The organism is Chryseobacterium arachidis, from assembly GCF_900129245.1.
GTDB lineage: Bacteria > Bacteroidota > Bacteroidia > Flavobacteriales > Weeksellaceae > Chryseobacterium > Chryseobacterium arachidis.
Genome location: NZ_FQUT01000001.1, coordinates 720,318 through 747,289 on the forward strand (window position 1 = coordinate 720,318; position 26,972 = coordinate 747,289).

Here is a 26,972-nt window from a genome sequence, read left to right on the forward strand (position 1 = left end):
CTTCCGCCTTTCTATTTGAGATTATTTTACTAAAAGCTTATTTTTCCTCATCATCTTCCAATTTGTATCTCGTCCATTTTCCGCCGACAGAACTTCGTTCAGCTTCTTCGCCATAATCAAGATCGAAAACGTTATTTAACGTTTGATCAGATTTTATTAATTCTTCCAAAGCAACAATTCTGATATCATCAGGCATTTGGTCTCCTGTTAAAAATTGCCAATCTCCATCATTGTCATGAACAACTCTTAAAATAGGTTTAGATTCTTCAAGCCATTGTTTTGTAGTAAAAGTTGTTAAGTTTTTGGGTTCATAAAATTTGAATTCAGCATTTCTATCTAATAATGGCTGTATGAATAAAAATTCTTCCTCAAAATTTTCTTCCCAGGGAAACTTATCATTTCGGTCTGTCCAGATCAATTGTAAAGCATCAAATCCTTTATCTTGATAATAATTTAGAGCTGAACCAAAATAATCGGGAATATTTCTTTTATCAACGTTTAAAAAATAAGCTCGGCTATTATTAAATATTTCATCGTAAACTTTTCCACTTTGGATTGCCTCACCTTTTTTTAAAATTTCAGCAATATCATTAATTATTTTATGAGCCAAATCATTAGAAAGCCCAAAACAAATAATCTCAGGATGCTTATAAGTCTTCTCCAAACCTACACTGTAAGCAAATGATGGTAAATATTCTGTAGAACTAACCATGATAACTTGAAGTCCGAACTGTTCAATGTTTTGTCTTGTCTGCTCCAGTAAATCTTCTCTACTTATACAATCATGTTGATCTTCTTCTTTCATTTTACATTAAATATTAAGCTCATATACAGACCGATTTGGAATACCATCCGAATTTATTATATATGATTAAAAAAGTTCATTTTAATCTATCTTTATGGGTATCTTCAGGGTTTTGTGAAGTATGAAAAACTCTGAAAATTTTTATACTCTGCTTTTCTTTTTCAATTTTATAAATGATAATACCGCCAAAGGAAGACTGTGAAAATCGTTATAAATGATATGTAATGTATTAGAATTCATTGCTTAAATTTTATTAAAGTTAATAAATTTAAACATTAGATCAACTTTCTTTATCTCAAAACAAACTTAATTGATCTAGATAATAATAGTTAATTTTACCCTAAACTCCTATCTAAATGCACATACCCACCATCAACATGAATCAGCTGTCCCGTTGTATGTGAAGATTTCTCCGATAACAGAAATGCAGCCATATTCGCAATTTCTTCCGAAGTCGTCATTCTGTTTTCCAAAGGAATTTTTGAGGTAATACTTTTCAGTTTTTCCTCCGGATTTTCAAAAGTAGAAATCCAAGATTGGTAAAGCGGAGTCCACGCTTCGGCAACAATAATCGCATTTACACGAATCCTGAAAGGTAAAAGTTCTACTGCCCATTCTCTAGTTAACGCATTTCTTGCTCCATTTGCTGCGGCATAACCTGAAGTTCCGCCTTGTCCTGTTTCTGCGGTTTTGCTACCGATATTAACGATAGATCCTTTACTTTCTTTCAAATAGGGAAGCGCATGATGCACCAAAAGATAATAATGCACCACATTCTTGTGATAAGATGCAATGAATTCTTCATATGAACCATTTTCCAGACCAACGCCGTCGTTCACACCGGCATTATTGACGATTCCATCAATTTTACCATATTTTTTTATCACTTCATCAACGGCTTTTTTGCATTCTTCGGGTTGAGAAAGTTCGGCAGTCACAAAATCTGCTTTTCCACCGTTTTCAATGATTTCCTGAACCGCTTTTCTGTTGTCTTCTTGATTTCTTCCTATGATGATTGGAAAAGCTTTTTCTTCTGCTAAGATTTTAACAATGCCGTTTCCGATGCCTTTTGCACCGCCACTTATGATGATTATTTTATGATCTAAATTTAAATTCATGTTTTTGTTTTTAAACGCAAAGAGCGCAAAGATTTTTTTAACTACTAACTGTTTTTAAGTTCGCAAAGGCGTTTCACTTAGCAAAGATCTCAAAGGTTTTTAATGTTTTAAATTTTAAAAATAAAAATCTTTGATTTTTTAAACTTATGTGCTCTAAATATTCTCAAAGTATTTAACTAAAACCTAATGTGACTTATGTGTCAAAAACTTTTGTGGTTAAATTATAAATTGTAAAACTTTAAAGCATTTCTAAAGTAAAAAAGTTCCTGTTCTTCCTTTGAAAACTGAGTTAGATATTTTGAAATCAATTCCAACCACAAAACATAATTTCCGCCCAATAACATGACAGGCCAATCGCTTCCGAAAACCAACCGCTCAATTCCAAACTGATTAAAAATAAAATCCAAAGTTTCAAAAATTGATTTTTCATCCATCAAATTCCAATTTCCCTGCGTTAAAAGTCCTGAGATCTTACAAAACATATTGGGGTTTTTCGCCAGTTCTGAAATGTTTTCTTTCCAGTCTCTCAAATCATTCGTTGCCAAATTGGGTTTTCCGCAATGATCTAAAATAAAAGGTTGGTCTGGTAATTTTTCCGAGAGTTTTACTGCATCGGAAAGTTGATGTTGTCTCAATAAAATATCAAAAGTATAATTAAATTGATGAAGTTTTTTGATTCCATGAAATACGTTTTCCTTCAGTAGAAATCCGATGTCTTCTCCTTCTGCAATATGCCTGAAACCTTTTATTAATTTTTCTGATTGGTATTGTTGAAGCGATTCTTCCAATTTTTCACAAGTCAGATCAACCCAGCCTACAATTCCTTTAATAAAAGAATTTTCTTTAGCTAAATTCAATAAAAACGCAGTTTCCTCATCACTTTGATCTGCCTGAACAGCGATACAACCTTCAATCTGATTTTCATTGATATACAACGAAAAATCTTCGGGGAGAAAATCTCGCTGAATAACTGTCATTTCATTCGTAATCCAGGCATCGCGAATCGGATCAAATTTCCAAAAATGTACGTGAGAATCAATAATCATTTAAATCAATTTTTGTTGAATATATTTACTGCAAAAGCACCAAAATATTTTTTGCGGTTTAAAAAATATCATGTACTCAAAATTTATAAAGAAAATATTTTGTCCATCAACTGCCACTTTTCTCCCGGCTTTGAATGAGGCAATTGCTGCTGAAATTTCCACATCAGTTCTTCCCATTCATGAACTTTAGGATTATTGTTATCCCATTCATTTTTAGCTTCAAAAGAAAAATTTTCATCCGCTTCAATAATCATCATTAATCTATTCTGAACACGGTAAATTTCCATATTGGAAATTCCCGAATCCAAAATACTTTGCCTGATTTCCGGCCAGATATTCTGATGATATTTTTCATACTGTGCAATCAGTTCAGAATCATCAATTAAATCGAGAGCGAGACAGAATTTTTTCATTCGTCGTACGCTTTTACTTTCTGTGTGCTGCTTCCCAAACCGTCAATTCCCAGTTCCACAATATCTCCCGGTTTCAGATACCAAGGTTCCGGTTTCTGCCCCAAACCAACACCGGCAGGCGTTCCCGTTGTAATTAGATCGCCCGGAAGTAATGTCATAAACTGACTGATATAGCTCACCACATAAGGAATATTGAAAATTAAATTTGAAGTATTACCATCCTGTAAAATTTTTCCGTTCACTTTTAGCCATAAGCGAAGGTTATGAACATCGTCAATTTCATCAGGCGTCGCAATAAAAGGCCCAATCGGCGCAAACGTATCACAGCTTTTCCCTTTTACCCATTGTCCGTTTCTTTCCAGCTGAAATTCTCTTTCACTGTAATCGTTATGCAAAACGTATCCTGCGACATGTTCCATAGCATTTTCCTCAGAAACATAACTCGCTTTTTTACCAATCACAACGGCTAATTCAACTTCCCAATCGGTTTTCACACTGTTTTTAGGAATAACCAGATCGTCATTCGGACCGACAATCGCCGACGTCGCCTTAAAAAACAAAATCGGTTCCTGTGGAATGGGAGCATTGGTTTCAGCTGCGTGGTCTTTATAATTCAATCCTACACAAATGATTTTTGAGGGTCTCGCAAAAGGAGCACCCAATCTTTCATCCTGAGATATTTCCGGCAGATTCTGAGTGTTGATTTCCGATTTTAAATTTTCGATAGCATCACCCGAAAAGAAGTTTTCGTCATAATCTTTCACCAAATGAGATACGTCAAATCTTTTTTCTCCGATTATGACTCCTGGTTTTTCCTGTCCCGGTTTTCCGAATTTTATTAATTTCATTTTTAAATTTTATTAATTTGATTTTTGCCTAAAATTATTTTAACACAAGGGGCACTAAGTTTTTTTAACAACTAATTGTTTTTAAGTTCGCAAAGGCGTTTCATTTAACTAAAGCCACTAAGTTTTTTTACTTTATAATTAATTATTTAATGTTGTAAAACCACCATCAATAGGATAATCTACTCCTGTAATGAAAGACGCTTCATCACTGCATAAATACAATGCTAAAGAAGCAACTTCCTCTGGTCGAGCCATTCTTCCGATTGGCTGGGTTTTCGATAGTTTTTCAAACATTTCGTCAATTTGATCAGGATAATTTTTCTGTAAAAATCCATCCACGAAAGGAGTGTGAACCCTTGCCGGAGAAATAGAATTACAACGAATATTTTCATTGATATAATCTTTGGCAACGCTCATCGTCATTGCTTTTACAGCACCTTTCGCCGTACTGTACGCAAAACGGTCGGGAATTCCGACTAATGCGGCAATCGAAGCCATATTGATAATCACACCGCCGTTGGATTTTCTAATTTGCGGAATTCCGGCAAACATACAGTTATAAACCCCTTTAATATTGACATTATAAATTTTGTCAAAATCTTCTTCTGAAGTGGTATCCGCTTTTCCAATGTGCGCAATTCCGGCATTATTAATCAAAATATGAATTGCTCCGATTTGCTCGAAAACTGCTAAAACATCTTTCTGTTTAGAAACATCACACGCATACACTTTCGCATTTCCTCCTGCATACTGTATTTTTTCAAGCGTTTCCTGTCCGTTCTGTTCTGTGATTTCGAGAATATGAACTTCCGCACCATTGGCAGCAAGCTGAACGGCAATGGCTTGTCCGATTCCGCTTCCTCCACCTGTTATTACTGCTTTTTTATTTTTTAATGAAAACATTTTTTATCTTATTTATTTGTTTTTAACGCAAAGAGCGCTAAGATTTCTTTAATATTGTTCTGCATATTTTTCGTTCGCAAAGACGTTTGACTTCGTCGAATCTTCGATTTCACTCAGCTAAGGCTTAATGTTGATTTTGAAATGATACCATCACTATTTTACCTTTCATTCGTAATGTGAATTCCAACAGACTTGACTCTTTTTACTTTTACCTTGGCTCTTCTATCAAAGACTTACCCCTCTCTTCCAGGGAATAAAATCGTCCTGATTCAGTGCAACTGCTTTAGGAATGATATTTCCACTCGCCACTTCAATGCAGAAATCCAGAATATCTTCGCCCATTTCCTGGATCGTTTTTTCGCCATGGACAATGGCTCCCGTATCAATATCAATAATATCAGACATTTTTGTTGCCAAAGCTGTATTGGTAGCCACTTTGATAACCGGACAAACCGGATTTCCTGTTGGTGTTCCGAGGCCTGTCGTAAACAGAATTAAAGTTGCTCCGGAGGCTGCTTTTCCTGTGGTTGCTTCCACATCATTTCCCGGGGTACAAACTAAACTTAATCCCGGTTTTGTGGCTGGTTCTGTGTAATCCAAAACGTCAACAACTGGCGATGAACCTCCTTTTTTAGCAGCACCTGCAGATTTTATTGCATCGGTAATCAATCCGTCTTTAATATTTCCCGGCGATGGATTCATGAAAAACCCTGATCCTACAGCATGAGCGAGTTCATCATATTCTGTCATCAGTTTGATGAATTTTTCAGCAGTTTCTTTATTGATGGAACGGTCGATCATTTCCTGTTCGGCTCCGCACAATTCAGGGAATTCGGCAAGCAAAACTTTAGCACCTAAAACCGAAAGAATATCCGCAAGATGTCCTACCGCAGGATTCGCGGAAATTCCACTGAAACCATCACTTCCGCCGCATTTTACCCCAACACAAAGTTTGCTGATCGGAGCATCCTCACGCTCTATTTTATTGATTTCCAAAAGTCCTTTCAGCGTTTCAAAAATGGCTTTTTTAATCATGGTTTCTTCACTTTCGGCTTTTTGCTGTTCGAAAACCAGTAAAGGTTTATCAAAATTCGGATTTCGGTTATATAAATCTTTTTTGAAATTTTCAACCTGAAGGTGTTGACACCCAAGACTTAACAAAGTTACTCCTGCCACATTGGGATGGTCTGCATACGAAGCTAACAATTTACTGAGCGTATCTGCATCCTGTCTTGTCCCGCCACAACCGCCGGTGTGATTCAGAAATTTGATTCCGTCTACGTTTTTAAAAACTCTTTCTCTGGATGGAATATTGGATGGCGGAAAATCGATATCGTCCAAATTTTCACCTTTTGAAATGGCTTCAACCAATTGATGTGTATAGCTTTTGTATTTGGCATCGACAGAATATCCCAATTCATTATAAAGCGATTCTTTAATAATATCTAAATTACGGTTTTCACAAAAAACAGTCGGAATAAAAAGCCAGTAATTGGCTGTGCCAACATCGCCATTTGAACGATGATATCCTTTAAATGTTTTATGCAGAAATTTTGAAACATCGGGTTTTGTCCAATGATAATCGACTTCACGGTAATAATAGGGCTCAGCAGCGTGTTTGGTGTTTTCTGTCGTCATTCTTGTTCCCGCCGCCAAATCGTATTGTACTTTGCCCACCAAAACGCCATACATAAAGATTTCGTCGCCTTGCGTCATGTCGTTCATAAAGAATTTATGTTTGGCGGGAATTTCTTCTAAAGTGGTGTAAATACTATTTTCGAAAATGATTTCGGTTTCTGCCGGAATATCCTGCAGAGCGACTAAAACATTGTCTTTTGGATTTATTTTTAAAATTAAATTGCTCATTTTACATTTAAGATTGAATATTTTCTTACGTATCCTTTTTTGTTTTAACGCAAAGTGCATAAAGATTTTTTATAATATTTTTCTTTATACTTTTAAGTTCGCAAAGACGTTTCCACTTGACTAAGACCTCAAAGTTTTATGCTTATTTCTAAATCTTAATGAGAATAGAAATACGATGATAAAACAGATGACAGGAACAATATATGATAGATGAATATTTCCTGAAATATCCGTGATTTTACTGGCAATCGGTGGGATAATTGCACCTCCTACAATCGACATAATTAATAAACTCGATGCTGGTTTTGTATCAGAGCCTGCATCTTCAATTCCCAAAGCAAAAATGGTAGGGAACATGATGGACATGAAAAATGTTAATCCAACCAGTGCGTATAAGGTTGAAGTTCCTGAGCCTGCAACGACATAAATGCAGAGAACAATACTGATCATACTGTAAATTCTCAATAATTTTTGAGGTGAAACATATCTCATGAAAAAAGTTCCGGCAAAGCGTCCGATCATAAACAATAATCCTGCAACTCCTGCATAATATTTGGCTTCCTGTCCGGCCATATCAATCGCGTCTTCTGCAAATACCAAAAGAAAACTGAAGATATAAATTTGTGCTCCAATGTAAAAAAACTGTGCTAAAACTCCCCACCCGACATTTTTCACGCCTAAAACTTGAAGAAAATTCTTGGTTGATTTTTCCTCGCTTTCCGTTACTTCTGGTAATTTGATGAAGAAAAATAAAATCATCACCAGCAAAAGAATCAAACCTAAAATCATGTAAGGTCCTTTTACCAAAGATGTTTCTGCCTGGATGTATGCTAATTTTGCTGCTTCACTGAGTGTTGAAAGTTCTTCCTGAGATTTCGGTTCTTCTGCCAAAATAAAAACTCCGCCAATGATGGGAGCAATGGAAGCTGCCAAACCGTTGAAAGATTGTGCGAAATTTAGTCGCTGTGTTGCTTTTTCGGGTGGTCCTAAAACCGTAATATAAGGGTTGGCTGCAGTTTCCAGAATTGCCAAACCGCAGGACAAGACAAAAAGCGCTCCAAGAAAAAATGGGTAACTGACTGTATTCGCTGCAGGAACAAATAAAAAACAACCCACTGCAAAAAAGAATAATCCTGCCAAAATTCCTGTTTTGTAACCATATTTTTGAATAATAATCCCCGCTGGAATAGCCAATAAAAAATAAGCTGCAAAAACCGATGAATCAACCAATGAAGCCTGAAAATGGTTCAGCTGAAAAGCACTTCTCAAGTGTTTGATTAAAATAGGATCGAGATTATGAATAAATCCCCAAAAGAAAAATAAACTTATGATAAGAATCAAAGGAAGACTGTAATTTCTCTTTTTTGAAGCGGAAGAAACAGCATTTCCGGAGTGGATGTTATTCATTGATCTGGTTACTTTAATAATTTTTATTTGGTTTGTCTGTAAAAAGTCAATCGATTACACCCTGTAATTTTTTAACTGTAAAATTTGCAGACAATCTTTTAAAACATAAACGTTTTTTGATTTTTAAAAGTATGGAAATTTTAGAAAATAAAAATTGCTGAGGCAGGATAGTACAAGATAGTGTAAGTATTCCTCGGAATTGTTAAGGATTTGTTAATTGATTGTTGCTTTGAATTCTGATATTAAATAAATGCACAACGAGTCAGGTATTTTTAATTAAATTTAAAGTTCATTAGTCAAATTATGATTCAGACATTGTTGGAAAGTGGCATTTTTTCTGAGAAAAGAATATTAAAACGAAATGAATACTTGAATACTGCGGGCAGTATTGATACTCAAATTTATTACATAGAAAATGGGAGTATGCGTATTTTCATTATGGATGAGGATGAAGAAAGGATTATCAGGATCGGATATTCGGGAAATATTGTTGTTTCACTGGATTCTTTTCTGTCTGAAAAGCCATCAGAATTTTACATTCAGGCTATAAAAACAACAGAGATCCGCTTGGCATCTAAAAAGGATTTTTATCAGTTTATTCAGTCAGACGATGAAAATATGAAGTTCTGGACTGTCATTTTGGAAGATCTGGTATTGCAACAAATCGAAAGAGAAAAAGACCTGTTGATGAATTCTCCGAAAGAACGTTTTGAAAGAGTTTTAAAAAGAAGTCCGAAACTTTTTCAGGAAATACCGAATAAATATATTGCCAACTACCTCAGAATGTCTCCCGAAACTTTGTCGAGGCTTAAAAAATCTTGAGTTCAATCAAGATTTTAACAAGCTTCAATAATGAAATTTGCAAAAAATAACAATGAAAATTTCTTCGTCACAATTAATATCAGAACTGCAAAACAGTACAAAAGCGAACCTTCAGTTTGCTCAAAATCTTTTACATAAATCTGAAGATGACCTGAATAAAAGGCTTTCAGAAAAAAGCTGGAGTGTTTTGGAATGCCTGGAACATCTGAACCGATATGGGAGTTTTTATATTCCGGAAATTAATAAAAGAATGCTGTCCTCCAAGAGAGCTTCCAATCCTACCTTTTCTTCCGGTATTTTAGGAAATTACTTTGCCGAAAGCATGCTTCCGAATAAAAAACTAAATGCTATGAAAACTTTTAAAAGCATGAATCCCATTCACAGTGAGCTAAACATACAGGTTATTCATGAATTTATTCAGCAGCAAAGCCAATTATTAGACTTACTGGAAAAATCAAAAAATATTGACCTCAATACTACGAAAACAAGCATCAGTATCTCAAAATTAATTAAGCTGAAATTAGGAGATACTTTCCGTTTTATCATCAATCATAATCTAAGACACATCCGTCAGGCTGGTAAAATTTTAAATCAGTCATAAATTAAGCTCGTCTATTTCCGAATTTTATTTAATTTTAATTCAATGGAAATTATTTATCGAAAAACAATTCAGACGCCTTTGGGAGAAATGTTTGCCTGCGCAGTAGAAGAAGGAATTTGTTTACTGGAATTTACAGACCGCAAAAATATTGAAAAGCAGTTACAGTCATTATCTAAAAGCTTAGATTCAGAAATAATTGAAAAAGACCATCAGCATTTCAGGCAGTTGGAAGAAGAATTAAAAGAATATTTTGAAGGAAGGAGAAGCAAATTTGAAGTTCCATTATACATTAGCGGAACAGAATTTCAGAGAAAAGTCTGGCAGTTGCTGATAGAAATTCCGATGGGAGAGATCAGAACCTATAAACAGCAGTCTGAATTCTTAGGAAATCCAAAAGCAATCCGGGCAGTGGGAACCGCCAACGGCATCAATAAAATTGCAATTTTAATCCCTTGCCACCGTGTTATTGGCTCGAATGGCGAACTTACAGGCTATGCAGGAGGAATCTGGAGAAAGCAAAAATTATTGGAATTGGAGAAGGCTATTCTGTTTTGATTTTGTAATTTTGGACAAAAATTTACACGTGAAAAAGTTACTATTTGCACTTTGCATATCAGCTTCAGCTTTGTCTTTTGCTCAGGATTATTCGGTACCGGCAGCAAGCCCGCGCCAAAAGGTGGAGCAGCAGTTTTCAATGTCTAAAATCTCTGTCGACTACGGAAGACCAGGAGTAAAAGGACGTAAAATATTCGGAGAACTGGTACCTTACGGACAGGTTTGGAGAGCAGGGGCAAACTCATCTACAAAAATTACTTTCGGACAGTCTGTTAATTTCGGGGGAAAAGTAGTTCCTGCAGGAACTTACGGATTATTCATCGTTCCTACTGAAAAAGAATGGAAAGTGATCTTAAATAAAGACTTCCAGCAGTGGGGCGCTTATACGTACGATCCGAAGCAGGATGTTGTAGACGTTACAGTTCCTGTAAATAAACTGGAAGACAAACAGGAGTGGTTTGAAATTACCCTGAATCCAACGGGAGAAAATACCGGAAATCTGGTAATCAAGTGGGATATGGTTCAGGCTGAGGTAGCTTTAAAACCTTCAAATCAGGATGCAGTAACTAAAATTGCAGATAAACTGAAGGAGATCAAAAAAATCGAATCCGACGCTTCGAAAGCAAAAGGCTAAGCAATGAAATTTTCTATTCAAACGATTTTAGAAAACGAAAAATATCAATTAATCCCCTTACAGCAAGGGGATTTTGAGTCTTTATACGAAGTGGCTTCCGATCCTAAGGTCTGGGAACAGCATCCGAACAAAGACCGTTATCAAAGAGAGATTTTTGAAAATTTTTTTAAGGGGGCGATTGAAAGTCAGGGTGCGTTTAAAATTGTTGAAAAAGAGAGTGGAAACGTTTTGGGAAGTTCCCGTTTTTACGATTTCGATGAAGAGAAAAACAGTATTTTCATAGGATATACTTTTTACGGAGTAAAGTCCTGGGGAAAGGGGATTAACCCTCAGATCAAAAAGTTAATGCTTGATTATATTTTTCAGTTTGTCGATACCGTTCGTTTCCATATCGGGAAAGAAAATTATCGTTCTCAAATTGCTTTGGAAAGATTGGGCGGACAAAAGATTGCCGAGGAAGAAGTTGCTTATTTCGGTGAACCTACCAGAACTAATTTTGTATATGAAATTAAGAAAGAAAATCATTAAAACTTAATTATTCTCGCAGATTAAAATTTTTAAATAAAGATGATTAATCATAACTGAAAAACTTTGAGAACTTATATAACTCAACGGCCTTGTTTCAATTTTATTCCTGCTTTATTGGAATCGGCGAAATGCCGTTTTGAGAACTTAAAAACAATGAGAAGCTAAAATATACACTTTATATTAAAACCAAATTTAATTTAATAATATGAAAAAATTTAAAATTCAACAATCGCCATTTGTTGTTCCGACGACGGATGGTAAACTGATCGAAGAGCATTGGGGAAACTCCACGGGAAACTCCAATATTTCAATTGCTCACATGGTAGCACCTCCGGATTGGAGCGAGCCGCATCAGACTCCGGAATTTGATGAATTTACCATCATTATTTCAGGGAAAAAACAGTTTGAAATCGATGGAGAGATTGTCACTTTAGAGAAAGGACAGAGTATTCTGATTGAAAAAGGAGCAAGAATCCGCTACAGCAATCCGTTTCCTGAGGCCTGCGAATATATCGCGATTTGCCTTCCTGCATTTTCTATGGAATTGGTGAACAGGGAAGTGGAAGGTGTGGATTGATTATGGGAACACAAATTTGCCCGAAATGTAAGAGGAATTCATTCACCTGGTCTATAGATGATGAGGTTTCGAATTTTACCAGTTGGGGCTGTCACCAGTGTTTTTATCAGGCTGAAGAAAATGAATCTGATGAATGTATTTGCGAAAGTTGTGGTAACAAAACAAAAATGAAACTAAAAGACAACCAAACAGAATATTGGTGGTGTTGCCGCTGTAATAAGATTACTCTAATAAAAAGAGTGCTGAAATAAGCCTTTTGTCATTCTGTGGTAAATACTTTTCTTACCGGCAGAATGACAAAAAGACTAACTATTTTAATTATTTTAAAATTTCCTTCAAGAACATTAAAGTGTGATTCCATGCTCTTTTTGCCATCACTTCATTGTAATCCGGTGATTTGGGATCTGTGAAAGTATGTTTGGAATGAGCATAGGTAATGATTTGCCAGTCTGCATTTCCTTCATTCATTTCGGCAACCAGTCCGTTGTAGTCTTCGGGGCTTACCGCTTTATCATCCGCTGGATTTTCTACTAAAATTTTTGTGGAAATCGGTCCGTTGGGTCTTGAACGGGGTTTCCCGATACTTCCGTGTATTGAAACCACTCCCACAACAGGTAAGTTTCCTCTTGCAGCTTCCAAAGCTCCGGTTCCTCCAAAACAATAGCCAATCACTGCGATTTTATCAGGAACGGCGCCGTTTTTCTTTAATTCATCCAAAGCTAAAGAAATTCTTTTTTGGTAAGCTTCGTAATTTTTCTTGAAATACCCTGAGTTTTTAGCGGCCGTATCCAGATTGGTCGGGATATTTCCTTCCCCGTAAATATCGGCAATAAATGCTACATATCCTTGTTTTTCCAATTCGAGTGCAGCCGTTTTGGCTTCGTCATCAATTCCTTTCCATGCCGGAAGAATCAGAACGCCGGGAAGTTTTTTTCCTGCATTTGAAGTGACTAAGCCATTCAGTTTTTGGGAATCGTCTTTGTAGGAAACTGTTTTGAGGTTTTGGCTGAAAATTGTTCCTGAAGTCAGCAGAAATGCTGATAGTACTAATGAACGTATCATATTTTGTAATTTAAATGAATGAAAAAGTTAGGTGAAAAATATGCTTGAACAGGTTTGTTGTCCAAATTTAACAGTCAAATTTAAATAATAGAAGTCTATTAAGTCTTAAAATTTCAAATTTATTTTTTTATAATCAATTTTTCAGATAAAATAATTGTTCCCTTGTTTTCAGCCTTAACAATGTATATTCCATTAATAAAACGTGATACATCAATAATAGCTTTTTCATCATAATATTTATTTGAAAATAGTTTTCTTCCGGAAACATCAGTAATGCTTACAGTTGTTTCCTTCGGAAGATTATCTATGTTTACAAAATCTTTTGTTGGATTTGGGTAAGGAGAAAGTTTTAAAATACTTTTATGTTCTTCAACTCCTAAAGTCGAGCCTAATTTTACAGCCCAAATATCAGAAGCACCATGATTTATTGTAATATTTCCGTTAGAAGACATGGTATTTCCTATCATAATGTATCCACTATCTGAAGTTTGCTGCACAGCATATAATTTATCAACGTTACTACCACCTAAAGATTTTTGCCACTGTAAATTTCCCGATGAATCTAACTTTATAATCCAGTAATCATTATTCCCGAAATTTTGAGTGATGTCTCCGTCTATAGACTGTGTATATCCGCCAACAATATATCCTCCATCAGACGTCAGATTGATAGAGTTTGCGCCATCTGGACTACCTCCTCCGAAATTTTTTTCCCATATTACATTCCCTGATGGATTGAGCTTTACGATCAAAAAATCACGAGACCCGGGTGAGTCTGGAAACTGGCTGTTTGGCATAAGAGCGAAACCTGTAACCACATAATCACCATTCTGATCTTGTACAACATCAAAAGCTTGATCGCTGCTACTTCCTCCCAAAGATTTTTCCCATACCAAATTTCCGGAAGAATCTAATTTAATTGCCCAATAATCCCAATTTCCAATATTTTGCGAAATATCTCCATTATTTGATGATGAACTTCCGATCATAATATATCCGTTGTCTAAAGTCTGTTTTATTGTACCCGCAAATTCATGAGCACTTCCCCCAAAAGATTTTTGCCATTGTATATTTCCTGACGAATTTAATTTAACGACCCAGTAATCATTAAATCCGTGATTTCCGGTCACATCAGCAAACAAATCTGTCGAACTTGAATGACCTGCAACAATGTATCCTCCATCTGAAGTCTGCTGCACAGAAGTAGCCTCCTCGTAGCTATTTCCTCCGAAAGATTTCTGCCATTGTATGCTTCCCAATGCATCTATTTTTACCACCCAATAATCACTTGAACCATGATTTCCGGTCACGTCACCATTTACAGAAGAAGAATAACCCGCAAAAATATATCCTCCATCCGAAGTTTGCTGAACGTCATTGGCTACATCATTATCAGTTCCACCGTATGTTTTTTGCCATTGTATATTTGCTGAATTATCCAGTTTTACGATCCAACAGTCGGATAACCCATGGAGACCTGTAACATCCCCATCATTAGATATTGTAGATCCGGCGATTATAAAACCACCATCTTGGGTTTGACGGATCGATTTACCAGTATCACTAAGACTTCCCCCAAAAGATTTTTGCCATTGTATTGGCGGTGACTGGCTCCAAGTTTTTGTAAAAGTGATAATGAATATGAGAAAAAAGAATAATTTAAATTTCATAGTGTTATATATTTGATCTTAATATTTGAAGGTCTAATCAAACCTTATAGATATAAATATACATATTAAATTTAATATAACAGTTTATGTTATAGAAGTTTAAAACAAATTGTTTTAATGAAAAATAATGAATTTATTAAAACTGCTTCGATTTGAGAGAAATTAGCGGAAATAGTTAAATTTAAAACCGAAACGAATCATCGGGATGCCTGAAGCAGTAATATAATTAGCAATGAGGTTTCCTCAACAACACCATGAAATTTTCCGGTGTCTTTACCATTGCCAGACCATATTGTTCTAGTACTTTATAACTCATAATCAAGGGAGTATTTGATGTCATCAATCAGGCTTATAAAACTGATACTGCTCATTTTCATAGTACGCATTAATATGCTGCAACCCGTTGGTAAGAATAATTTCTTTGGCTCCGATAATAGAATTATACCGTGCCGTTTGTTCGAATGTTTTTTCCGTCAACTTAATTTGGGGAGCCTTGCATTCAATTAAAATAATGGGTTCCGTTTTTTCAGTAATTAAAAGGTCAATTCTCTTGGTCAAACCATTTAAAACAATCTTTTTTTCAGTAATTAAAGCAGATGTAGAGTATGATTTTACAGTAAGATAATAGTGTACCCAATGCTGTCTTACCCATTCCTCAGGAGTGAGCAAAAGGTAAGTTTTACGAACCAAATCATAAATAAAAAACTTATCTTTGTCTTTCTTGAATTTAAAATCAAAAGTTTCCTGAAAATTCAGTTTTGGAAGTTCCATTTATAAGATGAAAGAATTAGATTTAATCCTCAAAAATATTAAAAATAAAGAAGTTTTACCGATTTATTTTTTCCACGGAGAAGAGCCTTACTTTATTGATCTTGCTGTAAAAGCCCTTGAACACGATTTTCTGAATGAAGATGAAAAAGCTTTCAACCAAACAGTGGTGTATGGGAAAGACACCACCTATCAGGAAGTTCTGTCGTTGGCAAGACAGTTTCCCATGATGGGAGATAAGCAGGTGATTATTGTAAAGGAAGCGCAGGATTTAAAGCTAAACGAAGCTGAAACGAAAGCGCTGGAAATGTATGTTGAAAATCCTGTTCCGTCTACAGTTCTGGTTTTTGCCCATAAGCACAAAAAGCTGGACAGCCGCAAAAAGGTGACGAAATCTCTGGAAAAATCGAATGCATTATTTCTGAGTGAGTCGATTAAAGAAGCACAGCTTCCGAAATGGATTGCAGACGAATGCATTAGATTAAATATCAAAACGGCGCCAAACATTTCTCATCTTTTGGCAGAATATCTCGGAAACGATCTTTCCAGAATTGCCAATGAACTGAATAAGCTAAAAATTATTCTTAAGCCTGATGAAATTCTGGACGGGAAAATTATTGAAGACCACATCGGAATCAGCAAAGAATACAATGTTTTCGAACTGCAGAAAGCTTTAGGAACAAAAAATACCAATGCGGCTTTTAAAATTGCTCATTTTATGGGTAAAAATCCGAAGAACAATCCTTTTGTAATGATGCTGGCGAGTTTATACAATTATTTTTCGAATGTCATTATATATAATACAATGATTGGTCAGCCGCCTAATGTCATCGCTTCTCAAATGGGGGTAAATCCTTATTTTATTAAAGACTATGCCGAATCGGCAAAGCTGTATCCTCTAAAACATGCCACAAGAGTGATTTCGATTTTAAGGGAATTCGATATGAAGGGAAAAGGGCTGGGAGCAGTCAATATGAGTGAAGCGGAATTAATAAAGGAACTGGTCTATAAAATTATCAATGTAGACAAAATAAAAATGAAAGTGTAAATGGTTTAAAAGATTTTATCTATTAAATTTTAAATTATCATAGAGAATTCGCATGTTTGATATTGACAAGTATCATTAAAATAACTTTAAATACATAGTAAAAATTACGAAATTAGCACTCGTAAATTTTAACTCTTTGAAAAGCAAAATATGGAGCAAAACATTTTAGACTGTGTGATCGTTGGATCTGGGCCTTCTGGTTTCACAGCGGCAATTTATGCAGCAAGAGCAGACTTAAAACCTGAATTATACACAGGTTTGGAGCCGGGCGGACAATTAACTACAACTACGGAGGTGGATAACTTCCCTGGATATCCGGCAGGAATTACAGGTCCTGAAATGATGATGGATTTGCAAAAACAAGCTGAAAGATTCGACACAAAAGTTCATTACGAAATGATCACAAAGGTTGAGTTTTCCAAGGAAGTTGGAGGTACTCATAAGCTATATGCAGGAAACAAAGAGATTTTCGCTAAAACAGTAATTATTTCTACTGGTGCAACTGCAAAATATTTAGGTCTTGATGACGAGAAAAAATATAATGGAGGAGGAGTTTCTGCATGTGCAACCTGCGACGGTTTTTTCTACAGAGGTAAAGATGTAGTGGTGGTTGGAGCTGGAGATACTGCGGCAGAAGAGGCGACTTACCTGGCCAAATTAGTAAATAAAGTAACGATGCTGGTGAGAAAAGATGAATTCAGAGCCTCTAAGGCGATGGTTCACAGAGTTCAGAATACACCGAATATTGAAGTGAAATTCCACCATGAATTAATTGGTATTGAAGGAGAAAATAACTTAGTGGAAAGAGCCGTTGTGATCAATAATCAGACTCAGGAAAAATCGACAGTAGATGTTCATGGTATTTTTATTGCAATCGGTCACAAGCCGAACACAGATATCTTCAAGGGGCAAATCGATTTGGATGAAAATGGATATATAGAAACTGAAAAAGGTTCTTCAAGAACAAACCTTCCGGGAGTTTTTGCAGCAGGTGATGTTCAGGATCACATCTACAGACAGGCGATTACAGCAGCAGGAAGCGGTTGTATGGCCGCAATGGATGCTGAAAAATACCTTGCAGAATTACATTAATTAAAAACCAATATAAGATAAAAACCGTTTCAAAATTGTTGAAGCGGTTTTTTATTTCTACTTGAGGAAATCTGATTTTTTAATAGCAGAATTATCTTTTATCAATGATAAAAAACAAATTAAGCAAGTGAGTAATTGGTAATTACCAGGCTTAAAATAAAATGCACATAGTCCTGATCTGCATTTTTTCTGTTGATTAATTTATTTTTATAATCATAAGAGTTGAGTACTCTCGACAGTCTCTGATAAGTTTCAAAATCCTCTCCTTTGATTTTTAATCGGATATGGCCATCTTTTCTGTTGACCAAAACGTCATCTAAAGTTCTTACTTTAAATAATGCTTCGCCCAATTTTGGATTAAAACCTTTCTTTCCAAAATATTTTTCAACAATATTAACTTTGAACGAATCAAAAATAATGTTATTAAAAACGATATTGGAATTAGGTTCCTGCGTATTGAGCTCCAGCTTGTAGTTCATGAAAAATATATTTGTACAAATTTAGGGAGAAGCTGAAACAAATCAAAATAAATACCTAAATTAATAGTAGTTTATAGTAACTACAGATAAGTGTTTCATAAAATAAAAGCTGTATTTTCTACAATTACAACTTTTTCTGTAATTTTTAAAGGTATTTTTGATTACTGTCACAAATTTGCCATTAAATATTTTAGCAAAATTTAAGAAGTAAATGCTTGCCCAAAACTCTAAAGTGCAGCATTTAAAATGAATGCATATTTAATGTTTAAACAGTGAAATCACTTTCTATCATTGAAAATATCCTTCAATTTTGCATTTGTACTCTAAGTTTTTCTTTCCGGCGATATTTTTTATTTAAATATTGTGATTCCCATCATAAAATCTTCATTTTTTGATGACTAAGTTTGGGATAACCAAATCATTATTATGAAAAAATTAGCAGTATATATATTCTTATTATACATTCTTTCATCATGTACAAAATCTGAAACGCAATATATTGATCAGGATAACAAAAAGGAAACCGTAAATAATAAAGAAAAGGGTGGAAGCTGCGAAAACAGTATTTTTTACCGGAGGCGATCAGAACAGGATTTGTGAGGCTTTAAAGCAATCTATTTTAAGAGACCTTTTACGAAGGAAATATAAAGAGGAAGATGATTTTATGATTGCAGGAACCAGCGCCGGAGCCATGTGTATGCCTAAAATCGTTATTCTGGAAGCCATTAACGGTGAAGCGATTCTGGAGTATGATATTGAACTGAATTCCGGATTTGGATTTATAGAAAACTGTATTATTGATACCTATTTTGTACATCGGGCAAGATTCGTAAGGCTTGCACATGCTACCATCTTACATCAGGAATGTTGGGGAATTGGTCTGGGAGAAGATACAGCTCTTCTGATTGAAGAAGGATACAAAGCTACCTGCCGGGGCTCGGGCTCGGTATGGATTATTAATGCAAGAGAAATCGGGCAGACCAATACCGAAATGGCAGAAAAAGGGTTTCCCATTTATGCAGAAAACCTTAAAGTTCATATTTTGACGGATAATTGTAAGATCGATTTTAGCAGCAACCTGTTTGAAGGTGCAAATACCGGGAAAAATTGAGATAAAAGTGAAGATCTTCAATTGTCGATTAGCAGATTAGCCCAGGGATTTTCACAGATCATTATGATATGGCTCATAAAGGCGTCATTTCTTTATATGTATTTTTAATTAAACAAATCATTTAATTATGAGCGAACGTAAAAATCTAAACCTTACTCTGAAGATCTGGCGGCAGAAAAACAAAAAAACAAAAGGTAAGTTTGAAATATATAAAGTTTCGAATATTTCCACTGATGCTTCATTTCTGGAAATGCTGGATATTCTTAATGAACAGCTGATAAAAGAAGACAAAGAACCTGTAGCGTTCGATCATGACTGCCGGGAAGGAATTTGCGGAATGTGCTCGTTATATATTAACGGAAGAGCCCATGGCCCCGACACAGGAATTACAACCTGCCAATTGCACATGAGAATGTTCACGGATGGTGAAACGATTGTTATTGAACCCTGGAGAAGTATTGCTTTTCCTGTGATAAAGGATTTAATAACAGACCGAAGCGCTTTTGACAGAATTATGGCGGCGGGAGGATTTATTTCTGTCAATACATCAGGAAATACATTGGATGCCAATGCTATTGCAGTTCCTAAAGAAGATGCCGATAAAGCGATGGATGCTGCAGCTTGTATCAGTTGTGGTGCATGTGTTGCCTGTTGTCCGAACGGTGCTGCGATGCTTTTTGTCGGAGCTAAGGTTTCTCACTTTGCATTACTTCCTCAAGGTAGGGTAGAGGCCAAAAGAAGAGTTTTGAACATGGTACAGGCAATGGATGACGAAGGTTTCGGGAATTGTTCTGTAATAGGAGCCTGCGAAGTAGAATGTCCGAAAAATATTTCTCTGGATAACATTGCAAGAATGAACCGGGAATATATGTCTGCCTGGATGAGAGAAAAATAATGCCAATAGATTTCAATCATAGTCTAAGACTTAGTTTATAAATATATTTGCTCAGATTCTCACTTCATTTGAGTATCATGGTTATTAGTTTTTATCCCTGGTTTTTAATCAGGGATTTTTTTCGCTTAATAATTGACTTAAAAAACGGTCTTAATTTATTAAAATCCCAAAAAAATAAAAGATTATTTTTTGTCTGAGCGGATCATATAGACAGTCCAGTAGATAATGAATACGAACTGAAAAAATCCGTCAAGAAGGTAAGTCCACTTGATAATTCCTGCAAAATAGTAGTATAAATCGATCCATAATAATCCGAGACAGCAAAGTATTATTGAAATCACAATCATAAAATTTCTTCTATAACTAAAAGTAAGATACAGCAAAAGCAGACAATAAGGTAAAAGCAGAACACTCACTGTTTTTACCAGCCATATATCTGTTTTTTCGCCGGTTATTAAAATAAAGCTCTGAATATGAACCAGTGGCCATACTGCAGCAAAAGAATTATTAATAGTAATTTTATAATATCAAATTTTGTGTGGTGTGTGGATCAAAGGTAGATAGATGGATTATGAAACTTTATGATTGGTATCATATAGGGGATTTTATTTTAAAATATTTATTAATAATTATTTTTCAGCAAAAACTCCTCAAAATTTTGAGGAGTTGAAAAGTAAAGTGAATTAAAAAAACAATAATATAATTATTTAAAATCTAATAATCCTTCGGCAAGAATTTTCCACTGTATTTTCCCGGCACCGAACATCCCTCCGAAAGCAATAAAAAAGTTTCTTATCTTGTCGAGAAATCGTGCATTGAAATTGGGCCTTTCATTTCTTCCGTAAATTCCGACACTTAAAAAATCTATTTCTTTTGAAATCATCATGTTTGAAGTTGCCGCCCGGCTGTAAAAATGGGCAATATATCCTCTCAGCCTGTTGGGGGCTTTGGATGGCCTGCACATCATCAGGTAAGATTCATAACTTTTTGTGTCGCGATGGGATATGTTAACAATTTCTACCCAATCGTAACCATCTGCTTCTTTCGTTCCCGGACCGGGTATGGCAATTCTTATAAAATCTCCCTTTACAGGAATTCTTTCAACAAAGTTTCCGGAAGAATCAAAATGTTTAAAATCGGCAGAAGCATCTCCGCAATAATCTTTCCATCGATTGATAGAAAAAAAACGCTCTTTAAGGATATTAAATTTTGCATCGATTTCTGAACTGTTGTACTGTTTGGTACTTTCAGTATCGTGAAATCCTCCCTTTTTCTGAAGAGGAATTCCCGGGATCTGTTTCGGCTTCATCAATTTTTCTTTGGTGTTAATACAAAAATAGCATCGGTTTTTATTAATCGTTATGATCAAAATCACAATGGGGCAAATAATGGTTTTAGATACCACATCTGCGTATTTTGCCTCATTATGGTCTTATAGTTGTAGACTATTCTGCACCACATCACCAAATAATTATAATATTAATGGAAAAACAAATCACAAGAAGAAATGCTATCGGGAAGATCGCAGCGACTATTACTGTTGCAGCAGTTTCTCCCGGATATTTGGCACAGTCTCCAAAACAATACAAAATTCACAATGCTGAAGGTCCGGATTTAACAGATCCTACGACCAAATATCCCAAACCGCCTTTTAAAAGACAGTTTCAGCCATTTCCAGGACTCGCAAGCAAGATGGATCCTGTACCTGATCATGGGGAAGAAAGCTATGTAGGCTCGGGAAGACTCAGAGGCAGAAAAGCGTTGATTACGGGAGGAGATTCCGGGATTGGCCGTGCTGCTGCCATTGCCTATGCCCGTGAAGGCGCTGATGTAGCAATTAATTATCTTCCGGAAGAGGAACCAGACGCAAGACAGGTTATTGAACTTATTCGGAAGGCTGGAAGGAAAGCTGTTGCTATTCCGGGGGATATAAGAGATGAGAATTTCTGTAAAGAACTGGTTTCTGAGGCCGTTGAACAGCTTAACGGATTGGATATATTGGTTAACAATGCCGGACATCAGAAGACACATCCATCTGTCCTGGACATCAGTACCGAAGAATTCGACAGAACAATGAAAACCAATATTTATGCTCCATTTTGGATTATAAAAGCCGCATTGCCTCATTTAAAGCCGGGTTCCTGTATCATAGGATTATCTTCGGTTCAGGCCTATGACCCTTCAGAAGATTTATATGATTATGCCCAAACTAAGGCAGCAACCACAAGCTATGTGAAATCGCTGGCAAAACAGCTGGGACCGAAAGGAATACGAGTGAATGGTGTTGCTCCAGGCCCGGTTTGGACTGCCCTTGAAATCAGCGGTGGGCAGACTCAGGAAAAAATAGAAAAATTCGGTGGGGATACTCCGATTGGAAGACCGGGACAGCCTGCTGAACTGGCATCCATATTTGTACAGCTTGCAGACAACAGTGCAAGTTTTACCACAGGCCATATTTATGGTGCTGCCGGAGGAAGCGGACAGCCATAAAACTTACTTAAATTGTCCGTAAAGTACAAGACTGGTTTCGGGTCAGATGTGTCGTTTAAAATCTTCATACGCTAAATTTGAAAATTTAAAAGTGAGAAATTAAAGATTGTATTAAATAAAAATTAAAGGCTGCCTACATGGGGTGGTCTTTTGTTTTAATGTAGTTTTTATAAAGCATAATTTTTTAAGACAGAATTAGAGATATTTTTATGATGAAAAGAATATTCATCGGAAAGCCCTCTGTTATTGATTATAATCATATATTTTTCATTTACTATTTCCGAAATTCGGTAAAGTATTCAAAAATAACCTCCTCAATCTGAATTTTAAATATAATTATACATTGATCCTGAATCTTTTCAAGATCGATAAAGATGCTTTATTATTCGATAATTTGTCGACAATATAAATTGTGGGTATGTATAAATAAACAATTAATTATCAGTTTAATGCTTTACAGAACTGTCTGTTAATGACATTACTTTGTTGCTTTTTTAATTTAAATAAATCAAAAATGAATCTCCAGAAAGATCTATTAGAATTTATCGGAAACCACCTGCAGGCATCTGAAGAAACAGTTTCTACTGCAGAGAGTGTTACTGCGGGGTTTTTGCAGTTTTCTTTTTCTCAGATAAAAGATGCCTCACAATTTTTTAAAGGCGGGATAACCGCTTATACTATTGATGAAAAAGTGAAATTTTTACAGATTGATGAAGAAGAAGGAAAGCAGTCTAACTGTGTTTCTCAGAATATTTCGGATGCAATGGCTCTGAATGTTGCAAAATTATTCGGTACAGATTGGGGAATAGCAGTTACCGGTTATGCAACACCGGTAGAAGAATCGGAGTATAAGCTTTTTGCCTACTTTTCTTTTTCCTACAAAAATCAAATTATTTTGTCCCAGAAAATGGATCTCAATTCAAGAAAAGATTCTATCAGTGCACAGTTATGCTATAGTGAATTCATCATAGAATGCCTGAAAGTAGAAATGGATAAACAGATAAGCTTAAGAGAAGAAATAAAATAAATACACATCACCAAAATATTAAATATGGAAAATTTACAGCTAAAGGACAAAAATGTTTTAATCACCGGGGCCGACAGCGGAATTGGGAAAGCGATTGCCTTGCTTTTTTCGAAGGAAGGGGCCAATATCGCTTTCGTTCATTACCACGATAAAGATGATGCAGAAAAAACAAAGAATGAAATTGCAGCATTGGGAAGAAAAACATTATCCTTTGATGGCGATATCAATGATGCCGAATTTTGTAAAAATACAGTAGAAAAAACAGTGTCGGAGCTTGGAGGAATTGATATTTTGATCAATAACGCAGGAACCCAATTTCCTTCTGAAAGCATTCTGGATCTGGAAGAAGAAAATATAAGAAAAACTTTTAATTCGAATATTATCGGCATGATTTTGTTGACGAAAGCTGCTTTCCCTTATTTAAAAAAAGGGAGCTCTATCATCAATACTACTTCAGCAGTTGCTTATCTCGGTCATGAAGAGCTGCTGGATTATTCGGCTACCAAAGGTGCCATAGTTTCTTTTACGAGATCTCTGGCATTACAGTCTAAACCGAAAGGGATCCGTATTAATGCAGTTGCTCCTGGTTCTGTTGCTACGCCGCTTACCGAAAAAACGTTTGGGGAAGAAGAGGAAGATCCAAACAAACCACCCCTTAAGCGTAATGCATCTACGGACGAAATTGCAACAAGTTTCTTATTTTTGGCTACAGAGGCATCTGCGCAGATTACAGGGCAGGTTCTACATCCTAACGGAGGCTTAATTGTTAACGGTTAGCAAGCTATGAACGGAGTTATTATTCAGTATTTTCATTGGTATTATTCAGGAGATTTATGGAATGAGTTTGCCGGTAATGTACAGTATCTCAAGGATCTTGGCTTCACAGCGGCCTGGCTTCCTCCGGCTAATAAATGCAGTTTGGGAAAAATGGGCCGTGGATACGATATCTATGATCTGTATGATCTTGGTGAATTTGATCAGAAAGGCGGTATCCCTACAAGATATGGAACAAAAGAAGACTATCTCGAGGCGATAAACAAAGCACATGAAGCTGGAATTCAGGTCTACACCGATATTGTGCTGAACCACAGAATGGGCGGTGATGAGGAGGAAAAGATCACAGTACATGAGGTGAATGAAGAAAATCGTAATGAAATAATTTCTGATCCTTTTGAAGTTACAGCATGCACAAAATTTACGTTTCCCGGCAGACAGGGGAAATATTCAGATTTTATATGGGATTATCGCTGCTTCAGCGGTATTGATGCTATCCATAAAGATAGTGAGAAGAAGACCGGGATTTTCAAAATCCATAATGAATACGGAACAGATTGGCCGGATACCGTAAGTCATCAGTTCGGAAATTATGATTATCTGATGGGTGCCGATGTAGAATATCGCAATCCTCATGTGGTTCAGGAAATGAAAAACTGGATCAAATGGTATCTGGAAAGTACGAAAGCCGATGGAATTCGCCTGGATGCTTTGAAGCATATTTCTTCTGATTTTCTTAAAGAATGGATTACCTATATTAAAATAGAACTGAATCCGGATTGCTATGTTTTAGGAGAATTCTGGAAAGATGAGGCTGAAAAAATCAATTATTTTTCGGACAAGATGGATGATTTGATTTCATGCTTTGATGCACCTTTGCACTATAATTTTTTTGAGGCCTCGAAAGAAAAAGAGCAGTATAATTTAAGCGAAATTTTAAAGGGAAGCTTTTTAGAGAAAAAGCCTGTTTTTTCAGTTTCTTTTGTTGAAAATCATGATACACAGAAGCTGCAGGCTTTGGAATCTGCAGTGAAAGATTGGTTTAAGCCATTGGCCTATGCCATCATTTTACTTTCTGAAGATGCTTACCCCTGCGTGTTTTATCCGGACCTTTTCGGTGCGGAATATACTGATGTAAAAGAAGGTGAGAAAATTAAAATTATTATGCCTAAAGTTGAAGTTTTACCTAAATTATTAGAAGCCAGACAACATTTTGCCCGTGGCGAGCAAATTGACTATTTTGATCATCCCAACTGTATTGCCTGGATTAGAAAAGGCGATAATAAGCACAATGGCTGTGTTGTTATTCTTTCCAATCATAAGGAAGGTTACAAAGAGATTGATTTGGGAAAAGAAAATGCTTATTCGGAATATAGAGACTTTCTGAATCAAAGGGATGATATAATTACGACGAATGAAAATGGAAAAGGGATTTTTTCTGTAAATTCTGGTTCTGTAAGTGTGTGGATTAAAAAAAGATGATGTAAATTAAATTGATGAAACTGGATATATTGTTGTCATAAATTCAAGGTGCTTTTACTTTTGACAATTGCATCTTCTGTATTAATTTTCACAGGAAAGTGCTGATGAAATATTGTATGCCGATGTTGAATAAAGAATATGAATAATCTATAAAGTTAATATAAACAAAAGACCTCATAACGGAAGTTGTGAGGCTTTAGTTAAACTGAAAGGTAGTTTAAATAATTAAGTTATTGATTTTAATATAGTTTAATTGATATGTAATGCTTTTTTAGGTTGGAGTTGAATTAAAAACTCCAACCTAACTTTTACATTTTCTCTTTAATTACTAATTTCCGTAACTGTCAATTAATAAAAATTTCCTATTTGCTGTTTCCAGTTTTCGATGGTTTCAGGAGATGCTCGGTCTGCTTTGTCAAAGAATAAATGTCGGTTGATTTTTAGCCCACAGTAGATAAATACACCTGTATCCGAAGTAAGGGAAAGTGCTTTGTTCATTCCGCTATTTTCATATTCTTCTTTGGATTTGCCATGGGTATTGATAATGGTAGTGAGCTTACCTGCAAGCAGACCTTTTTGTACACCTTCATCGTAACGATAGGCAAAGCCATAACTGAAAACGCGGTCTATATATCCTTTCATAATTGCTGGCATACCGGTCCACCAGATCGGATAAATAAATGTGATATGATCTGCCCAAGTGACGTAGTCCTGCTCTCTTTTGACGTCATCAGATACTTTGCCTATACGCTGTCCGGCGATATCCTCCAGTGAAAGTACAGGGTTGAAATTAAGTTTATTTAAATCCCTGATTTCAATTTCATGGTTTCTTTCTTGTAAACTTTTTACAGCAGTTTTTAATAACTGGTAGTTGAGGCTTTCCTCATTTGGATGTACGAAAATAATGAGATGTTTCATTGTTCTATTTTTTATTTTTGATAGAACAAAAGT

28 protein-coding genes are annotated in these 26,972 nt (G+C 35.7%); 14 read left to right on the forward strand and 14 right to left on the reverse strand.

Annotation, left to right across the window (positions count from 1 at the left end):
• Window positions 1-37: 37 nt before the first annotated feature.
• The 8 genes from BUA89_RS03205 to fucP all read right to left on the reverse strand — a co-directional run bounded on the left by BUA89_RS03205 (window position 38) and on the right by fucP (window position 8,406).
• Window positions 38-805, reverse strand: coding sequence for a DUF4262 domain-containing protein (locus BUA89_RS03205; protein ID WP_072953175.1), 768 nt, complete (start codon window positions 803-805; stop codon window positions 38-40).
• Between the two features lie 335 nt (window positions 806-1,140).
• Window positions 1,141-1,923, reverse strand: coding sequence for an L-fucose dehydrogenase (locus BUA89_RS03210; RefSeq protein WP_072953176.1), 783 nt, complete (start codon window positions 1,921-1,923; stop codon window positions 1,141-1,143).
• 221 nt (window positions 1,924-2,144) lie between these two features.
• Window positions 2,145-2,969: an amidohydrolase family protein gene (locus tag BUA89_RS03215; RefSeq protein WP_083531577.1), complete on the reverse strand. Its 825-nt coding sequence runs from the start codon at window positions 2,967-2,969 to the stop codon at window positions 2,145-2,147.
• 83 nt (window positions 2,970-3,052) lie between these two features.
• Complete coding sequence (locus BUA89_RS03220; RefSeq protein WP_072953177.1) at window positions 3,053-3,382, reverse strand: L-rhamnose mutarotase; 330 nt, start codon at window positions 3,380-3,382, stop codon at window positions 3,053-3,055.
• Window positions 3,379-4,230, reverse strand: a complete 852-nt coding sequence (locus BUA89_RS03225) for a fumarylacetoacetate hydrolase family protein (protein WP_072953178.1) — start codon at window positions 4,228-4,230, stop codon at window positions 3,379-3,381. Before BUA89_RS03225 ends, BUA89_RS03220 begins: the two co-directional genes overlap by 4 nt.
• Before the next feature lie 138 nt (window positions 4,231-4,368).
• The gene (locus BUA89_RS03230; RefSeq protein WP_072953179.1) at window positions 4,369-5,133 is read right to left on the reverse strand and encodes an SDR family NAD(P)-dependent oxidoreductase; all 765 of its coding nucleotides are present in this window, start codon (window positions 5,131-5,133) and stop codon (window positions 4,369-4,371) included.
• A gap of 225 nt (window positions 5,134-5,358) precedes the next feature.
• Window positions 5,359-6,999: a UxaA family hydrolase gene (locus BUA89_RS03235; RefSeq protein WP_072953180.1), complete on the reverse strand. Its 1,641-nt coding sequence runs from the start codon at window positions 6,997-6,999 to the stop codon at window positions 5,359-5,361.
• Window positions 7,000-7,119: 120 nt separating this feature from the next.
• Window positions 7,120-8,406: an L-fucose:H+ symporter permease gene (fucP, locus tag BUA89_RS03240; protein WP_072953181.1), complete on the reverse strand. Its 1,287-nt coding sequence runs from the start codon at window positions 8,404-8,406 to the stop codon at window positions 7,120-7,122.
• A 303-nt stretch (window positions 8,407-8,709) separates the two neighbouring features.
• Between fucP and BUA89_RS03245 the strand changes: the two genes are divergently transcribed.
• The 6 genes from BUA89_RS03245 to BUA89_RS03270 all read left to right on the forward strand — a co-directional run bounded on the left by BUA89_RS03245 (window position 8,710) and on the right by BUA89_RS03270 (window position 12,123).
• The gene (locus BUA89_RS03245; protein ID WP_072953182.1) at window positions 8,710-9,228 is read left to right on the forward strand and encodes a Crp/Fnr family transcriptional regulator; all 519 of its coding nucleotides are present in this window, start codon (window positions 8,710-8,712) and stop codon (window positions 9,226-9,228) included.
• A gap of 52 nt (window positions 9,229-9,280) precedes the next feature.
• On the forward strand, window positions 9,281-9,829 hold the full coding sequence (locus BUA89_RS03250) for a DinB family protein (RefSeq protein WP_072953183.1): 549 nt from the start codon (window positions 9,281-9,283) through the stop codon (window positions 9,827-9,829).
• 42 nt (window positions 9,830-9,871) lie between these two features.
• Window positions 9,872-10,384 carry a methylated-DNA--[protein]-cysteine S-methyltransferase gene (locus tag BUA89_RS03255; protein WP_072953184.1) on the forward strand — a complete coding sequence of 171 codons (513 nt, stop codon included), beginning with the start codon at window positions 9,872-9,874 and terminating at the stop codon, window positions 10,382-10,384.
• 28 nt (window positions 10,385-10,412) lie between these two features.
• Complete coding sequence (locus BUA89_RS03260) at window positions 10,413-11,018, forward strand: DUF2911 domain-containing protein (protein ID WP_072953292.1); 606 nt, start codon at window positions 10,413-10,415, stop codon at window positions 11,016-11,018.
• 3 nt (window positions 11,019-11,021) lie between these two features.
• Window positions 11,022-11,546, forward strand: a complete 525-nt coding sequence (locus BUA89_RS03265; protein ID WP_072953185.1) for a GNAT family N-acetyltransferase — start codon at window positions 11,022-11,024, stop codon at window positions 11,544-11,546.
• Between the two features lie 205 nt (window positions 11,547-11,751).
• Window positions 11,752-12,123, forward strand: a complete 372-nt coding sequence (locus BUA89_RS03270) for a cupin domain-containing protein (protein WP_072953186.1) — start codon at window positions 11,752-11,754, stop codon at window positions 12,121-12,123.
• Between the two features lie 318 nt (window positions 12,124-12,441).
• Here the strand turns inward: BUA89_RS03270 and BUA89_RS03275 are convergent, their stop codons facing one another.
• From BUA89_RS03275 to BUA89_RS03285, 3 genes are all read right to left on the reverse strand, one after another.
• Window positions 12,442-13,185, reverse strand: a complete 744-nt coding sequence (locus tag BUA89_RS03275) for a dienelactone hydrolase family protein (RefSeq protein WP_072953187.1) — start codon at window positions 13,183-13,185, stop codon at window positions 12,442-12,444.
• Between the two features lie 119 nt (window positions 13,186-13,304).
• On the reverse strand, window positions 13,305-14,855 hold the full coding sequence (locus tag BUA89_RS03280) for a T9SS type A sorting domain-containing protein (protein WP_072953188.1): 1,551 nt from the start codon (window positions 14,853-14,855) through the stop codon (window positions 13,305-13,307).
• Between the two features lie 339 nt (window positions 14,856-15,194).
• Window positions 15,195-15,626: a type I restriction enzyme HsdR N-terminal domain-containing protein gene (locus BUA89_RS03285; RefSeq protein WP_072953189.1), complete on the reverse strand. Its 432-nt coding sequence runs from the start codon at window positions 15,624-15,626 to the stop codon at window positions 15,195-15,197.
• Between the two features lie 7 nt (window positions 15,627-15,633).
• Between BUA89_RS03285 and holA the strand changes: the two genes are divergently transcribed.
• Entirely contained in the window at window positions 15,634-16,671 is a 1,038-nt protein-coding gene (gene holA / locus BUA89_RS03290; RefSeq protein ID WP_072953190.1) for a DNA polymerase III subunit delta, read from the forward strand.
• A gap of 150 nt (window positions 16,672-16,821) precedes the next feature.
• Window positions 16,822-17,763 (forward strand): thioredoxin-disulfide reductase, encoded by a 942-nt coding sequence (gene trxB / locus BUA89_RS03295; protein ID WP_072953191.1) that lies wholly within the window; start codon window positions 16,822-16,824, stop codon window positions 17,761-17,763.
• 119 nt (window positions 17,764-17,882) lie between these two features.
• Here trxB and BUA89_RS03300 read toward each other — a convergent pair whose 3' ends face one another.
• Window positions 17,883-18,242 carry a prevent-host-death protein gene (locus BUA89_RS03300; protein ID WP_072953192.1) on the reverse strand — a complete coding sequence of 120 codons (360 nt, stop codon included), beginning with the start codon at window positions 18,240-18,242 and terminating at the stop codon, window positions 17,883-17,885.
• A 544-nt stretch (window positions 18,243-18,786) separates the two neighbouring features.
• On the opposite strand from BUA89_RS03300, the gene BUA89_RS03305 reads away from it, so the two are divergent.
• Together BUA89_RS03305 and BUA89_RS03310 are read left to right on the forward strand one after the other, a co-directional pair.
• On the forward strand, window positions 18,787-19,353 hold the full coding sequence (locus BUA89_RS03305; RefSeq protein ID WP_072953193.1) for a cyanophycinase: 567 nt from the start codon (window positions 18,787-18,789) through the stop codon (window positions 19,351-19,353).
• A 127-nt stretch (window positions 19,354-19,480) separates the two neighbouring features.
• A complete protein-coding gene (locus tag BUA89_RS03310; RefSeq protein WP_072953194.1) occupies window positions 19,481-20,248 on the forward strand; it encodes a succinate dehydrogenase/fumarate reductase iron-sulfur subunit in 768 nt (255 codons plus the stop codon).
• 703 nt (window positions 20,249-20,951) lie between these two features.
• Here the strand turns inward: BUA89_RS03310 and BUA89_RS03315 are convergent.
• Entirely contained in the window at window positions 20,952-21,557 is a 606-nt protein-coding gene (locus tag BUA89_RS03315; protein WP_072953195.1) for a hypothetical protein, read from the reverse strand.
• Between the two features lie 173 nt (window positions 21,558-21,730).
• On the opposite strand from BUA89_RS03315, the gene BUA89_RS03320 reads away from it, so the two are divergent.
• The 4 genes from BUA89_RS03320 (at window position 21,731) to BUA89_RS03335 (ending at window position 26,021) form a co-directional block, all read left to right on the forward strand.
• Window positions 21,731-22,738, forward strand: a complete 1,008-nt coding sequence (locus BUA89_RS03320; protein WP_072953196.1) for an SDR family oxidoreductase — start codon at window positions 21,731-21,733, stop codon at window positions 22,736-22,738.
• A 514-nt stretch (window positions 22,739-23,252) separates the two neighbouring features.
• On the forward strand, window positions 23,253-23,765 hold the full coding sequence (locus tag BUA89_RS03325) for a CinA family protein (RefSeq protein ID WP_072953197.1): 513 nt from the start codon (window positions 23,253-23,255) through the stop codon (window positions 23,763-23,765).
• A 24-nt stretch (window positions 23,766-23,789) separates the two neighbouring features.
• Complete coding sequence (locus BUA89_RS03330) at window positions 23,790-24,542, forward strand: SDR family oxidoreductase (RefSeq protein ID WP_072953198.1); 753 nt, start codon at window positions 23,790-23,792, stop codon at window positions 24,540-24,542.
• Window positions 24,543-24,548: 6 nt separating this feature from the next.
• Window positions 24,549-26,021, forward strand: coding sequence for an alpha-amylase (locus tag BUA89_RS03335; RefSeq protein ID WP_072953199.1), 1,473 nt, complete (start codon window positions 24,549-24,551; stop codon window positions 26,019-26,021).
• Between the two features lie 348 nt (window positions 26,022-26,369).
• Here BUA89_RS03335 and BUA89_RS03340 read toward each other — a convergent pair whose 3' ends face one another.
• A complete protein-coding gene (locus BUA89_RS03340) occupies window positions 26,370-26,939 on the reverse strand; it encodes an NAD(P)H-dependent oxidoreductase (protein ID WP_072953200.1) in 570 nt (189 codons plus the stop codon).
• Between the last annotated feature and the right edge of the window lie 33 nt (window positions 26,940-26,972).